Origin of the sequence: Streptomyces sparsogenes subsp. cuspidosporus (assembly GCF_039532705.1) — a bacterium.
In the GTDB taxonomy this organism is placed as follows: domain Bacteria; phylum Actinomycetota; class Actinomycetes; order Streptomycetales; family Streptomycetaceae; genus Streptomyces; species Streptomyces sparsogenes.
The window spans coordinates 125,785-140,464 of the sequence record NZ_BAAASD010000016.1; the positions used below are offsets into that span (position 1 = coordinate 125,785).

The 14,680-nt window shown below is 73.0% G+C and carries 15 protein-coding genes; 3 read left to right on the plus strand and 12 right to left on the minus strand.

The window, feature by feature from the left end; all coding sequences use genetic code 11:
* Positions 1-11 precede the first annotated feature (11 nt).
* Positions 12-1,730 carry an aa3-type cytochrome oxidase subunit I gene (ctaD, locus tag ABFY07_RS20565; protein ID WP_346175898.1) on the plus strand — a complete coding sequence of 573 codons (1,719 nt, stop codon included), beginning with the start codon at positions 12-14 and terminating at the stop codon, positions 1,728-1,730.
* Here the strand turns inward: ctaD and ABFY07_RS20570 are convergent.
* From ABFY07_RS20570 to ABFY07_RS20585, 4 genes are all read right to left on the minus strand, one after another.
* Positions 1,690-2,649, minus strand: a complete 960-nt coding sequence (locus tag ABFY07_RS20570) for a helix-turn-helix transcriptional regulator (protein ID WP_065958149.1) — start codon at positions 2,647-2,649, stop codon at positions 1,690-1,692. The two genes, ctaD and ABFY07_RS20570, sit on opposite strands and share 41 nt — an antisense overlap.
* A 69-nt stretch (positions 2,650-2,718) precedes the next feature.
* Entirely contained in the window at positions 2,719-2,889 is a 171-nt protein-coding gene (locus ABFY07_RS20575; RefSeq protein WP_065958151.1) for a hydrophobic protein, read from the minus strand.
* 88 nt (positions 2,890-2,977) lie between these two features.
* Complete coding sequence (locus ABFY07_RS20580; protein ID WP_346175899.1) at positions 2,978-3,859, minus strand: hypothetical protein; 882 nt, start codon at positions 3,857-3,859, stop codon at positions 2,978-2,980.
* Positions 3,856-5,106 carry a glycosyltransferase family 4 protein gene (locus ABFY07_RS20585; protein WP_346175900.1) on the minus strand — a complete coding sequence of 417 codons (1,251 nt, stop codon included), beginning with the start codon at positions 5,104-5,106 and terminating at the stop codon, positions 3,856-3,858. Before ABFY07_RS20585 ends, ABFY07_RS20580 begins: the two co-directional genes overlap by 4 nt.
* A 271-nt stretch (positions 5,107-5,377) precedes the next feature.
* Here ABFY07_RS20585 and ABFY07_RS20590 point away from each other — a divergent pair, with 271 nt between their 5' ends.
* Together ABFY07_RS20590 and ABFY07_RS20595 are read left to right on the plus strand one after the other, a co-directional pair.
* A complete protein-coding gene (locus ABFY07_RS20590) occupies positions 5,378-6,175 on the plus strand; it encodes a hypothetical protein (RefSeq protein WP_346175901.1) in 798 nt (265 codons plus the stop codon).
* A gap of 202 nt (positions 6,176-6,377) precedes the next feature.
* Positions 6,378-6,761: a hypothetical protein gene (locus ABFY07_RS20595; protein WP_346175902.1), complete on the plus strand. Its 384-nt coding sequence runs from the start codon at positions 6,378-6,380 to the stop codon at positions 6,759-6,761.
* A gap of 27 nt (positions 6,762-6,788) precedes the next feature.
* Here ABFY07_RS20595 and der read toward each other — a convergent pair whose 3' ends face one another.
* The 8 genes from der to ABFY07_RS20635 all read right to left on the minus strand — a co-directional run bounded on the left by der (position 6,789) and on the right by ABFY07_RS20635 (position 14,625).
* A complete protein-coding gene (gene der, locus ABFY07_RS20600; RefSeq protein ID WP_346175903.1) occupies positions 6,789-8,249 on the minus strand; it encodes a ribosome biogenesis GTPase Der in 1,461 nt (486 codons plus the stop codon).
* A gap of 72 nt (positions 8,250-8,321) precedes the next feature.
* The gene (locus ABFY07_RS20605; protein WP_346175929.1) at positions 8,322-8,921 is read right to left on the minus strand and encodes a lysophospholipid acyltransferase family protein; all 600 of its coding nucleotides are present in this window, start codon (positions 8,919-8,921) and stop codon (positions 8,322-8,324) included.
* 179 nt (positions 8,922-9,100) lie between these two features.
* Complete coding sequence (gene cmk, locus ABFY07_RS20610) at positions 9,101-9,814, minus strand: (d)CMP kinase (protein WP_346175904.1); 714 nt, start codon at positions 9,812-9,814, stop codon at positions 9,101-9,103.
* A 170-nt stretch (positions 9,815-9,984) separates the two neighbouring features.
* Positions 9,985-11,082, minus strand: a complete 1,098-nt coding sequence (locus tag ABFY07_RS20615; protein WP_346175905.1) for a prephenate dehydrogenase — start codon at positions 11,080-11,082, stop codon at positions 9,985-9,987.
* Positions 11,079-11,441 (minus strand): chorismate mutase, encoded by a 363-nt coding sequence (aroH, locus tag ABFY07_RS20620; protein ID WP_065958165.1) that lies wholly within the window; start codon positions 11,439-11,441, stop codon positions 11,079-11,081. Before aroH ends, ABFY07_RS20615 begins: the two co-directional genes overlap by 4 nt.
* Before the next feature lie 189 nt (positions 11,442-11,630).
* Positions 11,631-12,680 (minus strand): pseudouridine synthase, encoded by a 1,050-nt coding sequence (locus ABFY07_RS20625; protein WP_346175906.1) that lies wholly within the window; start codon positions 12,678-12,680, stop codon positions 11,631-11,633.
* A complete protein-coding gene (gene scpB, locus ABFY07_RS20630; protein WP_346175907.1) occupies positions 12,680-13,402 on the minus strand; it encodes an SMC-Scp complex subunit ScpB in 723 nt (240 codons plus the stop codon). The genes ABFY07_RS20625 and scpB overlap by 1 nt, the downstream gene beginning before the upstream one ends.
* Positions 13,399-14,625 carry a segregation and condensation protein A gene (locus tag ABFY07_RS20635; protein WP_346175908.1) on the minus strand — a complete coding sequence of 409 codons (1,227 nt, stop codon included), beginning with the start codon at positions 14,623-14,625 and terminating at the stop codon, positions 13,399-13,401. Before ABFY07_RS20635 ends, scpB begins: the two co-directional genes overlap by 4 nt.
* Positions 14,626-14,680 lie beyond the last annotated feature (55 nt).

Consider the following 14,680-nt stretch of genomic DNA (forward strand, 5'->3'; position numbering starts at 1 on the left):
AAGGAGCGCCGATGGGTACGGAGACCGCGCAGGCGGCTGCCGGACCGGTGCGGGAGCCGGGCGTGGGCCGGATCCTGGTGGACTGGCTGACCACCACCGACCACAAGAAGATCGGGCATCTGTATCTGATCACCGCGTTCGGCTTCTTCCTGGTGGCGGGGGTGCTGGCGATGGTGATGCGCGCCGAGCTGGCCAGGCCCGGGCTCCAGCTGATGTCGAGCGAGGCGTACAACCAGGCGTTCACCATGCACGGCACGATCATGCTGCTGCTGTTCGCGACGCCGGCCTTCGCCGGCTTCGCCAACGAGATCATGCCGCTGCAGATCGGCGCGCCCGACGTGGCCTTCCCGCGCCTGAACATGTTCTCGTACTGGCTGTTCCTGTTCGGCGGGGTGATCGTGGTGTGCGGCCTGGCCGTGCCCGGGGGCGGCCCGGACTACGGCTGGACCGCGTACGCCCCGCTCAACAGCTCGGTGCGCAATCCGGGCGTGGGCGCCGACATGTGGATCATGGGGCTGGCGCTGGCGGGGTTCGGCACGATCCTCGGCGCGGTGAACTTCCTGACGACCATCCTCACGCTGCGCGCCCCCGGGATGACGATGTTCCGGATGCCGATCTTCACCTGGAACATCCTCTTCACCTCGATCATGGTCCTGATGGCCTTCCCGGTGCTGGCGGCGGCGCTGCTGTGCCTGGAGGCGGACCGGCGGTTCGGGGCGCTGGTCTTCGACGCCCGGTTCGGCGGCACGCTGCTGTGGCAGCACCTGTTCTGGTTCTTCGGCCACCCCGAGGTGTACATCATCGCGCTGCCGTTCTTCGGCATCATCACCGAGATCATCCCGGTCTTCTCCCGCAAGCCGGTCTTCGGCTATCTGACCCTGATCGGCGCGACCATCGCCATCACCTCGCTGTCGATGATGGTGTGGGCCCACCACATGTTCGCCACCGGCGCGGTGCTGCTGCCGTTCTTCTCCCTGCTGTCCTTCCTGATCGCCGTGCCGACCGGGGTGAAGTTCTTCAACTGGATCGGCACCATGTTCGGCGGCTCGGTGTCCTTCGAGGCGCCGATGCTGTGGGCGGTCGGCTTCCTGGTCAGCTTTCTCTTCGGCGGGCTGACCGGGGTGATCCTGGCCTCGCCCCCGCTGGACTTCCACGTCACCGACACCTATTTCGTGGTGGGCCACTTCCACTACGTCGTCTTCGGGACGGTGGTCTTCGCGATGTTCGCGGGGTTCTACTTCTGGTGGCCCAAGTTCACCGGCAAGCTGCTCGACGACCGGCTCGGGCGGATCCACTTCTGGACGCTGTTCGTCGGCTTCCACGCCACCTTCCTGGTGCACCACTGGCTGGGCGCCCAGGGCATGCCGCGCCGCTACGCCGACTATCTGGCGGCCGACGGCTTCACCGCGCTCAACACCGTCTCCTCCCTCGGCTCCTTCCTGCTGGGCCTGTCCACCCTGCCGTTCCTCTACAACGTCTGGAAGACGGCCCGGCACGGCACGAGGGTCGAGGCCGACGACCCCTGGGGGTACGGCCGCTCCCTGGAGTGGGCGACCTCCTGCCCGCCGCCCCGGCACAACTTCGCCGCCCTGCCGCGCATCCGCTCCGAGTCCCCCGCCTTCGACCTGCACCACCCGGCGGTGTCCCAGGTCGAGGAGAAGGACCAGCAGCTCAAGCCTCAGGGCTCGGTCAGCCCAGGGAGCGAGCCAGGCGATCCCGGAGCGTCCTGATGTGGTCGTGCAACTCGGGCGGCTCGCGCACCTCGAAATCCACGCCGAGCATGGCGATGTGAACCGTCATGATGTCCAGGCTCCCGGCCCCGGTGTGCAGCAGACAGCTGTGCTCGTCCACCGGCTCCAGGGTCCCGGCCGCGGGCGAGAGCCGCTCGGCGGCCTCCTCGGCGGACACCCGCAGCAGCACCGTGGCCTTCTCGGCGTACGCGCGGGTGGACACCCCCTCGCGGACATAGGCGGCCAGGTCCTCCGCGGGCGGACGGCGCGGCGCGAAACGCGGGCCGTGCGGCGGGGTCGGGGTGATGCGGTCGGCCCGGAAGGTACGCCAGTCCTCCCGGTCCACGTCCCACGCGACCAGGTACCAGCGGCGCTGCGCGGCCACCAGCCGGTGCGGCTCGGCCGTGCGGCGGCTGACCGCGCCCTGGTGGTCGCGGTACTCGAAGCGCAGCCGGTGGCTGTCCCGGCAGGCGTTGGCCAGCTCGGTCAGCACCTCGGGATCGACGGTGGGCCCGCGGAACGCCCCCACCATGGGCACGGTGAAGGAGCTCAGCGCCCCCACCCGGCGGCGCAGCCGGTCCGGCAGCACCTGCTCCAGCTTGGCGAGGGCGCGCACCGACGTCTCCTCGATGCCCTCCACCCCGCCGCCCGCCGCCTGCCGCAGCCCCACCGCGACCGCCACCGCCTCGTCGTCGTCGAGCAGCAGCGGCGGAAGCTGGGCGCCCGGGCCGAGCTGGTAGCCGCCGGCCGTCCCCGGCGCGGAGTGCACGGGATAGCCCAGCTCACGCAGCCGGTCGACGTCCCGGCGCACGGTGCGCGTGGTCACCTTCAGACGGTCGGCCAGCTCGGCCCCGGACCATTCACGGTGGGCCTGGAGGAGCGAGAGCAGACGGAGCAGGCGGGCGGAGGTCTCCAACATGGCGCCGAGTGTGCCAGCCGCCGAGGACAGGGGCTGTCCTCGGCGGCTGTCTGCGGCGCGATGTCCTCGTCACCAGCGGTACCAGTGGGTCCGGCGGCCGCCCGTCCCGGTGCGGTGGAACAGGAACCCGAGCAGCCAGACCACCAGGACCGCGAGCGCGAGCCACCACAGCGCCTTGACGGCGAATCCGACCCCGAACAGGACCACGGCGAGGAGCAGCACCAGAATGACAGGAATCATCTTTCACACCTCCACGGGTGCGAGTGCCCCCTGTATCCAGGCTAATACGGGTTCGCCGTAAAGGATCTCCCCATCTTCTCCGCACTCGCTAGGCGTCCTCCACACGCACCGCCAGATCGTTGTTGGTGGTGTAGTACGGACCGGCCTTGGCGGGGCCGTGCGGCGCGGCGACCGGCTGCGCCGGATAGCTGAAGATCTCCTTCTTGTCCGGCACGTCGTCCAGGATGCGCGCCAGCCGCGCCGGGGCCGCGTCCGGGCCGGCCGGGCGCAGCCACAGGTCCCACGCCTCCTCGCCGCCCTTCCAGCCCTCCGCCAACTCCGCGAGCGGCAGTGTGAAGGAGAACTCGGTGTCGTCCTCCAGCACCGGCTTCCCCGTCCACACCCGGGACGCGTCGCGCCGGCAGCGGGCCTCCACGACCGCCCCGGCCAGCCACTCGGCCGGGTTCCCCACCCGGTACAGCCGGCCGCGCACCGCCAGCTCCCCGCCCTCGGCGCGGATCTCCCCCGCCTCGGCGTGCGGGGCGCGCCGCCAGCTGCGCAGCGAGAGGTTGCCGTGCTTGGTCGGGTAGGGGATGCGGACGGACAGCGGCGAGGTGCTGGGGCCCGGCCGGCGGTCCACGAGCGAACGCAGGTCGTTCAGGCCCGGCGCGACCCGCCGCGGCTCGGCGTCGCCGTGCGCCACGTGCACGTCCCAGCGCCCCTCGGGCAGCGGCACCGTGCTGGGCAGCGCGGCCTGCGGCCTGCCGTCCTCGGCGGACGCCAGCGGCAGCCGCACCTCGTCCTCGGCGCCGGGGTCCGCGCCCCGGCGCACCAGCACCAGCGCGTCGACCGGCCCGGCCTCGCCGGGAGCCGCCGCGGGCCCGGGGCGGACCCAGTCGGAGACGTGGAAGGTCAGCCCGCCCGCGGAGTCCGCCACGCAGTGGGCGCGCGGCGGAGCGGCGGCCGTGTCGGGTATCTCGATCTCACTCACGCTGCGCGCATCCTTCCCAGTGCATTCCGGCCGGCGTCCTTCGTCGCGAACGCGCCGCTCAGGAGGGCGCCGCGGGCGCGGTGCACGCTGCCGCGCACCTTGCCGCGCGCGAGCAGGTCGGTGAAGAGCGACTCGTAGCGCCCGGCCACGCGGGAGGGGTCGAAGCGGGCGGAGCGTTTCAGCGCCTCCCGGCCCATCCGCTGCCGCAGTTCGTCGTCGTTGATGAGGTCCAGGAGCGCCGCGGCGATCCCGTCCACGTCTCCGTTGGGGACCAGCCGGCCGTCCACGCCGTTGTCGATGATCTCGGCGGGCCCGTGCGGGCAGTCGGTGGCGACCACCGGGAGTCCGCAGCGCATCGCCTCGACGATGGTCATCCCGAAGGACTCCATGCTGGAGGTCACGGCCGCGATCGAGCCCTTGGCCCACTCCGGGTCCAGCGGGTTCGCGGGGCCCATGAGGTAGATGTGGTTGTACAGGCCCAGGTGGTCTATGAGGTCGCGCAGCTTGGCGTGCTGGGCGCCGCCCCCGTAGATCCGCAGCCGCCAGTCGGGGCGGACCGCGATGACCTTCTCGAAGGCCCGTATCAGCAGGTCGTAGCGTTTCACCGGGGCGAGCCTGCCGGCCGCGACGACCCACTTGCCGGTGCCGTCGGCGGGCTCCAGGCACGGCTCGGGCACGCTGTTGGGCACCGCCTCCAGCCGTACGCCCGGCAGCCGCATCTGGCCGCGGTAGGTCTCGGCGTCCGCCCGGGTGACGGTGGTGACCGCGTCGAGCCGGGGGTAGGCGCCGCGCAGCGCCCGCTTGAGCGCCTTGGGGTGGGTGCCGAGCGTCAGGTGCTCCTGGCCGACGCGCACGGGCCCGCGCCGGGCCTCGCGGGCGATGTGCACGTTCAGGCCGGGGCGGGTGCCCACCACGACATCGGCGTCCAGGCGCCTGAGGTGCTCGGCTATCCGCCGGTCGGTGAGCCGGCTGTACTGCTTGTACCGGCCCTCGCTGCGCGGGAAGACCCGTGCGGGACGGGCGTGGTCAGGGTCCGCCCCCTCGTAGGTCGGGCTCTTCTTGCGGAGGTCCACCAGGTGACTGAGCCGTACGTTCGGCCCCGGGTCGAAAACCGGCGCATCACGATGGCGGAACACCGAGACGATCTCCACGTCGTGTTGTTCGCCCAGGGTGCGGGCGAGGTTGTACGTGGTCCGGATCGTCCCGCCGATCCCGTACGCGTTGTGAATCAGGAATGAGATATGCATCCGTCCCGGTATCCAGCCATTTCCCACCGTTTCCCCGCGGACAGCCGATCTCGTCCGCCTATCACTGGGTCAGACCGGGGAATGACCTTGATGGTTGGTCATCATCACCGTCTTGTTCTTGAACGTATGTCAAATCGGTAGCCAACATGCGGAACTTTTACGGGATTCAGCTCATCAGACCCTCAAGCGCAGTGACCCCGCCGCGCAAGGTCCGTTGACTACATGGAGCCGGGAAACCGCCCGGCCGCGGACCGATACCGAGGAGCCACCCGTGCCGCGCATGCTCGACGTCAGCGACGACGTACGCGCCGAGATCGGCGACGAAGAAGCCGACCGGCTGCTGGCCGGCGAGAACGCCCCGGGCAGCTACGACTGCACCTCCTGCCGCACCCCCGGGAACACCGACCAGGAGCGCACCAGCACCGTGCTGTTCGTGGGCCAGGAGACGGCGGTGCTCGCCTTCGCGCACGCGACCTGCGTCCCCTCCCAGGTCGTCCCGGTCTCCGAGGAGCAGCTGCAGGGGGCCGTGCGGTCCATCATCGCCGAGGACCACGCGCCGCCCGTCCCCGATCCGCGGCCCGCCGCCGACGCCCAGCAGGCGGTGCTCGGCGTCACCAGCGGGGTCGTCCTGGTGGGCGGCGAGGCCCGGCCCGCCCTCGTGGTCGAACCGACCGAGCCGATCGCCCGCGCCGGCGCCCTCGGCGCGGGCGGCGACGACTTCCTGCCGCTGCTGACCGAGCACGGCTTCCTGCCGGTGTACGACCTCGGCCGGCCGCCGGCGCCCATCCCCGGCTGGTCCGTGCTGCTGGCCGCCGGGCAGCTGCACGCCGTGCTGATGCCGACCCCGGGCGGCGGCGCGCCCGTGGCGTGGTGGCAGGCCCACCGCCCGATGCCGGTGAGCGACGGCTGGCGGTCCGCCGTCGGCAGGTCCCAGCAGGTCCTGGTCTACGCGGCGGCGGCCGGCACGATCGGCACCCAGCCGCGCGAGGACCAGCTGCGCGCCGCCCTGGAGCGGGCCGCCGCGCGCGGCGCCCTGGTCGGCGCCGCCATGCCACTCGCGGGCACCTGATCCCATGACCGCCCCCGCGCCCCACCGCGCCGACCTGGTCCACGCGGCACATTCCCCGCCGATCCCGCATCCGACGGGCGGCCGGGTCGTTGGCACATACGTGCACGCATACGACCCGCCCTCCCGAGCCTCTTCCGCCCCGCCCTCCCGAGCCCTGTACGAGCCTCCCGCCCGGTCCCGGTACCACGCCCACATCCCGGCGATGCGCCCGGCGCAGGAGACCCTCGGCGAGCACCGGCGGCCGTCCGCCACGCCGATCTACGACGCGCTGTACGCGGAGTACCGGAGGCTGTTCCGGGCCCTGCCCGGCGACCGCTCGGACGAGGAGGACCTGGGGTTCACGGCGTTCAGCGCCATCGGACAGCCCGGCCAGCCCCGCGGGCTGACCAGCGGCGGCCAGGGCCACACGGGCGGCTACCCCGGCCAGGCGGCGGCCCACGGCCACCCCGGGGGTCACGGCTACCCGGGAGGTCACGGCTACCCGGGCGGCCACACCGGGGGCTGGGAGCCCGCCGGGCGGCACCACCGCGCCTATCTGCCCGCGCTGCCGCCCGGACAGCGCGACGGGCGGGGCCACGGATACTGACTCCGTGTCCCCGCCCGTGCCAGCGGGCTACTTCTTGCGGCCGCGCTTCTCGCGCACGCGCACCGAGATCTGCAGCGGAGTCCCCTCGAAGCCGAACTCCTCGCGCAGCCGCCGCTCGATGAACCGGCGGTAGCCCGCCTCCAGGAAGCCGGAGGCGAACAGCACGAAGCGCGGCGGCCTGGTCCCGGCCTGCGTCCCGAAGAGGATGCGGGGCTGCTTGCCGCCGCGGACCGGGTGCGGATGGGAGGCGACGATCTCACCGAGGAAGGCGTTGAGCCGCCCGGTCGGCACCCGGGTCTCCCACCCGTCGAGCGCCGTCTCGATCGCGGGGACCAGCTTCTCCATGTGCCGGCCCGTACGCGCCGAGACATTTACCCGCGGCGCCCACTGGATCTGGCCCAGCTCGGTCTCGATCTCGCGCTCGAGGTAGTAGCGGCGCTCCTCGTCGAGCGTGTCCCACTTGTTGTACGCGACCACGATCGCCCGCCCCGCCTCGACCGCCATCGAGACGATCCGCTGGTCCTGGACGCTGATGGACTCGCTCGCGTCGATCAGGACGACCGCGACCTCGGCCTTCTCCACGGCGGCCGCGGTGCGCAGCGAGGCGTAGTAGTCCGCGCCCTCCTGGAGGTGCACCCGGCGGCGGATACCGGCCGTGTCCACGAACTTCCAGGTCTTCCCGCCGAGTTCGATCATCTCGTCGACCGGGTCGCGGGTGGTGCCCGCCATCTCGTTGACGACCACCCGCTCCTCGCCTGCCACCTTGTTGAGCAGGGACGACTTGCCCACGTTCGGGCGGCCGATGAGCGCGATACGGCGCGGGCCGCCGACGGTGGCCCCGAAGGTCTGGGCCGGGGCCTCGGGCAGCGCCTCCAGCACGGCGTCCAGCATGTCGCCGGTGCCGCGGCCGTGCAGCGCGGAGACCGGGTACGGCTCGCCGAGGCCCAGCGACCACAGCATGGCCGCGTCGGCCTCGCCGCTGGGGCCGTCGACCTTGTTGGCGCACAGCACCACGGGCTTCCCGGCCCGGCGCAGCAGCTTGACCACGGCCTCGTCGGTGTCGGTGGCGCCGACCGTGGCGTCCACCACGAACACCACCGCGTCGGCGGCCTCGATGGCGAACTCGGCCTGCGCGGCCACGGACGCGTCGATGCCGAGCACGTCCTGCTCCCAGCCGCCGGTGTCGACCACCTTGAAGCGGCGGCCGGACCACTCGGCCTCATAGGTCACCCGGTCGCGGGTGACGCCGGGGCGGTCCTCGACGACCGCCTCCCGGCGGCCGATGATCCGGTTCACCAGAGTCGACTTGCCGACATTCGGGCGGCCCACGACGGCGAGGACGGTGAGCGGGCCGTGCCCCGCCGCGGCCAGGTCGCCCTCGACCTGCTCCAGGTCGAAGCCCTCTTCCGCGGCGAGCTCCATGAACTCCGCGTACTCGGCGTCACCAAGCTCACCGTGCGCCGCGCCGGTGTGGATCTGGTCGTTCATGAAGTCATTCCTCGTCGTCCGTCGCCGCTGCTCGCGGCTGCCGAGGGCCCGTACGGCCCTCGGGTGTCACGTCTATGGGTGGCCGTGGCGGCCGGTGAGCCGCCTGGCGTCCGCCAGATGCGCCCCCAGCCGCTTCTGGATGCGCACGGTCGCCTCGTCCAGGGCCGCGCGGGTCCGCCGGCCGCTGCCGTCGCCCGCCTCGAAGGGGTCGCCGAAGACCACGTCGATCCGGCTGCGCAGCGGCGGCAGCCCCGGCACCAGCCGGCCGCGCCGCTGCGCGGTGCCCAGCACCGCGACGGGCACGATCGGGGCGCCCGACCGTACGGCGAAGTAGGCGAGCCCGGCGCGCAGCGAGGCGAAGTCGCCCTCGCCGCGGGTGCCCTCGGGGAAGATCCCCAGCACCCCGCCGCGCTCCAGCACGCCCAGGGCCTCCGTGATCGCCGCCCGGTCGGCGCTCGCCCGGTCCACCTTCAACTGCCCGATCCCGCGCAGGAACGGGTCCAGCGGACCGACGAACGCCTCCTTCTTGACCAGGAAGTGCACCGGCCGCGGCGAGGTGCCGATCAGCATCGGGCCGTCGAGGTTGTGGGAGTGGTTCCCGGCGAGGATGACGGGCCCGGAGGCCGGAATCCGCCAGGCACCCAGCACCCGCGGCCGCCACAGCCCGTACATCAGGCCGATGCCGATCCGGCGGCCGACCGCGGCGCCGCCCGCGCTGGGCAGCGCGTGGGGGGCCTTGGTGGTCGTGCCGGCCTTGCCGGTGCTGGTGGCCTTGGTGGTCTTATCGGCCCTGCCGGTGCCGGCGGTCTTGTCTGCCTTGGCGGCTTCGGTGGCTTTATCGGCGCTGGAGGTCACGCGGACCGCTTCTCCTCGACGAGGGTGACCACGCACTCGATGACCTGCTCCAGGGTCAGCTCGGTGGTGTCCACCTCGATCGCGTCGTCCGCCTTGGCGAGCGGCGAGGTCTTGCGGCCCGAGTCGGCGGCGTCCCGCTTGGCCAGCGCGGCCTGCGTGGCGGCCAGGTCCGCGGCGTCCTTGCCCCTCAGCTCCCCGCTGCGGCGGGCCGCCCGCGCCTCGGCCGAGGCGGTCAGGAAGATCTTGACGTCGGCGTCCGGCAGCACGGTGGTGCCGATGTCCCGGCCCTCCACGACGATGCCGCGCGGCGCCTCGGTCGCGATGGTCCGCTGCAGCTCGGTGATCCGCGCCCGCACCTCGGGGACCGCGCTGACCGCGCTGACCTTGGAGGTGACCTCCTGGGTGCGGATCGGGCCGGAGACGTCCACGCCGTCCACGGTGATGGTGGGGTTCGCCGGGTCGGTGCCGGAGACGATGCCGGGCTTGCCCGCGGCGTCGGCCACGGCCGTGGCGTCCTCGACGTCGATGCCGTTGTTCACCATCCACCAGGTGATCGCCCGGTACTGGGCGCCGGTGTCGAGGTAGCCGAGGCCGAGCTTGGCCGCGACGGCCTTGGAGGTGCTGGACTTGCCCGTGCCTGCGGGGCCGTCGATCGCGACAATCACTGCTGCCGGGGCGGTCCGGGCGGCGGTTTCCACGGTGACAGACACCTTTCTGGTACACGGGCGGTTTCGCGGGCCCCCCTTCGAGAGCCTCGCACAAGGTTACTGCCGGATCGACCAACCCCGTGCCGCTCCATCGCCGCCCTCGCACCGCTCGGCGCCAGGGCGCCTCCCGGGCTTCGGGACGGCTGCGTCGGACTCCGTCCGCCGGTCGCCGGTCACTGCCGGATCGACCAGCCCCGCTCCCTGAGGGCGGCCGTGAGGCCCGGCGCCGCCTGGGGTTCGACGAAGAGCTGGATCAGGCCGGACTGCTGACCGGTCGCGTGCTCGATCCGCACGTCCTCGATGTTGACCCCGGCACGGCCGGCGTCGGCGAAGATGCGGGCCAGCTCGCCGGGCTGGTCGCCGATGAACACCGCCACCGTCTCGTACGCGGCCGGGGCCGCGCCGTGTTTGCCCGGGACCCGCTCGCGGCCCGCGTTGCCGCGCCGCAGCACGTCCTCGATGCCCTGGGCGCCGTCGCCGCGCTTGTCCTCGTCGGCCGACTGCAGGGCGCGCAGCGACCGCACCGTCTCGTCGAGGTCGGCGGCCACCGCGGCGAGGATGTCGGCCACCGGGCCCGGGTTGGCGGAGAGGATGTCGACCCACATGCCGGGGTCGGAGGCGGCGATCCGGGTCACATCGCGGATGCCCTGCCCGCACAGCCGCACCGCCGCCTCGTCCGCGTCCTCCAGCCGCGCCGCGACCATGCTGGAGAGCAGCTGCGGGGTGTGCGAGACCAGCGCGACGGCCCGGTCGTGGGCGTCCGCGTCCATCACCACGGGCACCGCCCGGCACAGCGCGACCAGCTCCAGCGCCAGGTTGAGCACCTCGGTGTCGGTGGCGGCGCCGGCGGCACTGGTCGGCGTGAGCACCCACGGCCGCCCCTCGAACAGGTCCGCCGTCCCGGCCAGCGGCCCCGAGCGCTCGGCGCCCGCCATGGGGTGGGTGCCGATGTAGCGGGTCAGGTCGCAGCCGAGGGCCTCCAGCTCGCGGCGCGGGCCGCCCTTGACGCTGGCGACGTCCAGGAAGCCGCGCGCGGCGCCGCGCGCGATCGCCTCGGCGACGGTCCGGGCCACATGGGCGGGCGGCACGGCCACCACCGCCAGGTCGACCGGTCCCTCCGGCTCCTGTACCGACCCGGCGCCGAGGGCCGCCGCCGTACGGGCCCGGTCCGGGTCGTGGTCGCTGAGGTGCACCCGCACCCCGCGGCCCGCCAGGGCGAGCGCCACGGAGGTGCCGATCAGGCCGGTGCCGATGACGAGGGCGGTTCTCACTGGGCGATGTCCTTACGGAGGGCTGCGGCGGCGCCGAGGTAGACGTGGGCGACGTCGGACTTGGCCAGGTCGGTCTCGACGTGCGCCAGGATGCGCACCACCCTCGGCATGGCCCCGGCGATGTCGAGCTCCTGCGCGCAGATCAGCGGCACGTCGGTGATGCCGAGCTTGCGGGCGGCGACGGCGGGGAAGTCGCTGTGCAGGTCGGGGGTGGCCGTGAACCAGACGCTGATCAGGTCGTCCGGGGTCAGGCTGTTGCGCTCCAGGATGGCGGTGAGCAGCGCGGAGACCTGCTCGTGCATGTGGCGCGGCTCGTCCCGCTCCAGCTGGACGGCCCCGCGGACCGCTCGTACCGCCACGTCCCTCTCCCTCCGGCTTCGTCCAGGGCCGGGGGCCCGGCCCCCGTCGTCCCCCGTCAGCCTAGCGAGGGCGGGCGGCCGGACCGCGGCCGCGACCACCCTGCGGACAACCGCCGTCCTCCGCCGTCATCCGTCCCGAGCCTCACCGAGCCGTCCCGAGCCGTCCCGACCCGCCGTCGTCCGTCGCGGTCATAGATCGACCTCGCGCATCAGCATGCCGACCTCCGTGTTGGTCAGCCGCCGCAGCCAGCCGGACTTCTGGTCGCCCAGCGCGATCGGGCCGAAGGCCGTGCGCACCAGCTTGTCGACCGGGAAGCCGGCCTCGGCGAGCATGCGCCGCACGATGTGCTTGCGGCCCTCGTGCAGGCTCACCTCGACCAGGTAGTTCTTGCCGGTGTTCTGCACGACCCGGAAGTGGTCGGCGCGGGCGTAGCCGTCCTCGAGCGGGATGCCGTCCTTGAGCCGCTTGCCGAGGTCGCGCGGGAGGGGGCCCTGGATCGCGGCGAGGTAGGTCTTGGTGACGCCGTAGCGGGGGTGGGTGAGGCGGTGGGCCAGCTCGCCGTGGTTGGTGAGCAGGATGATGCCCTCGGTCTCGGTGTCGAGGCGGCCGACGTGGAAGAGCCGGGTCTCGCGGTTGGTGACGTAGTCGCCCAGGCACTGGCGGCCGTCCGGGTCCTCCATGGTGGAGACGACGCCCGCCGGCTTGTTCAGCGCGAAGAAGAGGTACGACTGGGTGGCGACGGTCAGCCCGTCCACCTTGATCTCGTCCTTCTCCGGGTCGACGCGCAGCCCCTGCTCCGTGACGATCTTGCCGTTGACCTCGACCCGGGCCTGGTCGATGAGCTCCTCGCAGGCGCGGCGCGAGCCCAGGCCGGCGCGGGCGAGGACCTTCTGCAGCCGCTCGCCCTCCTGCTCGGCCCCGGGGAACGTCTTGGGCAGCTTGACCCGCGGCTTGTCGTGCCGGGCGCGGTTGCGCTCCTCGATCTGGGCCTCGTACTCGCGCGGGCGGGCCGGTGCGGCGGGCTTGCGGCCGCCGCCGCTCTTGGCGCCGGACTTCGGCCCGCCGCTCCCCTGGCCACCCCTCTTCGGGCCGCCGGTCTGGCCGCCGCCCACGTCGTAGCGGCGCTCCTCGGGGCGGGGACGGCCCGCGCGCTTCTGCTTGTCGTCGCGCCCGTTGCCCGCGCCCCGGTAGTTCTGCCGACCGCCGGTGCCCCTGCTGTTCCTGCCGCTGCTTCGCATCAAGTTTCCGTCTGAGAGTGGCCGTTGTCGCGGCCGTTGTCGTCGCTGTCGTCGTTGCTGTCGGTGCCTGCGCTGCTGTCGTCGTCCGGGTCCGGTGCGTCCGGGTCGAAGGACGGCAGCCCTTCCTGGGACTCGCCCTCGACCGCGTCCGCCTCCGGGAGGAACGGGGCCAGCTCGGGAAGCTCGTCCAGGTCGCGCAGGCCCATCCGCTCCAGGAAGTAATTCGTCGTCCTGTACAGGATCGCACCTGTCTCGGGTTCCGTTCCCGCCTCCTCCACCAGACCGCGCTGCAGGAGGGTCCGCATCACGCCGTCGCAGTTCACGCCGCGTACGGCCGAGACACGGGAACGGCTGACCGGCTGACGGTACGCGACCACGGCGAGGGTTTCCAAAGCGGCCTGGGTGAGCCGGGCCTGCTGGCCGTCCAGGACGAAGCGCTCGACGGCCGCGGCGTAGGCGGGGCTGGTGTAGAAGCGCCAGCCGCCCGCGACCAGCCGCAGCTCGAAACCGCGGCCCTGCGCTTCGTACTCGTCCGCCAGCTCGCGCAGCGCGCTCCGGACGGCCCGGCGCGGCCGGTCCAGGATCTTGGCCAGGTGGTCCTCGGTGGCCGGCTCGTCGACGACCATGAGGACCGCCTCCAGGGCGGGCTTGAGGTCCAGCTCGGCGAGGTCCGCGGTCCCGGCCGGGGCCTCGGCGGTGCGGGATGGCTGCTGCTCGCTCACGTCTCTGCCTCCTCCTTCTCCTCCGTGTGGGGCCGCGGCTTCCGTTCCCGCCCGTCCTGGTGCTCTTCCTGGTCGAACTCGTCGGTGACCCGGGGCTGCCGGTCCTCCGCACCCGTCCAGCGCACCATGAGGGAGCCCAGCGCCTCCTCCTGGTCCAGCCGCACCGCGCGCTCCCGGTAGAGCTCCAGCAGGGCCAGGAACCGCGCGACGACGGTCAGCACGTCGGGGGCGTCCTCGGTCAGCGTGGTGAAGCTCGCCTCCCCCAGCTCGCGCAGCCGCGCCACCACGACCTCCGCCTGCTCGCGCACGCTGACCAGCGGGGCGTGGATGTGGTCGACGTACACCTGCGGCTTCGGCTTGGGCTGCATCGCCTTCACGGCCAGCTTCGCGAACCCCTCCGCGCCGATGCTGATGACGACCTCGGGCAGGAGGTCCGCGTGGTGCGGCTCCAGGCCCACGGTACGGGGGTAGCGGCGGGACTCGGCGATCAGCCGGTCATTGAGGATGTCGGCGACGCGTTTGAACGCGCGGTACTGCAGAAGCCGCGCGAAGAGCAGGTCGCGGGCCTCCAGCAGGGCCAGGTCGGCCTCGTCCTCGACCTCGGCGGCGGGCAGCAGCCGCGCGGCCTTGAGATCGAGCAGGGTCGCGGCGACGACCAGGAACTCGGTGGTCTGGTCGAGGTCCCAGTCCGGCCCCATGGCCCGGATGTGCGCCATGAACTCGTCGGTGACCTTGGAGAGGGCGACCTCGGTGACGTCGAGCTTGTGCTTGGAGATCAGCTGAAGCAGCAGGTCGAAGGGGCCCTCGAAGTTCGCCAGCCGCACGGTGAACTTGTTGTCCCCCGCCGTCCGGTCATCCCCTTCCCCCTTGGGCTCCGGCCCGGCGTCCGGGGTCGACTCGACGGCGGCCTCCGCCGCGTCGCCCGTCGGCTCGACGGCCGGGGTCGGCGCGGGAGCGGGCTCGGGGCGGTCGGCCGTCTCGGGGGCCACCTCGCGGTCGGCCGCCTCGCGGTCGGCCGTCTCGGGGGCCACCTCGCGGTCGGCCGCCTCGCGGTCGGCCGTCTCGGGGGCCGTCTCGCGGTCGGCCGTCTCCTGGTCGGGGGGCGTGGGGCCCGGGGGCCGTTCGCCCGGCGTGCCCGTCGCGCGCGGCCCCGTGCCGGGGCCCCGGCCGAGGGTGCGGCGGGGCGGGCGAGGGGGCTGGGCGGGGGTGGGGTTCGTGGGCATCGCGGTCCAGGGAGCGGGGGTCGGGCGGCGCGGCAGCCCGTTTGAGCGGGCAGGC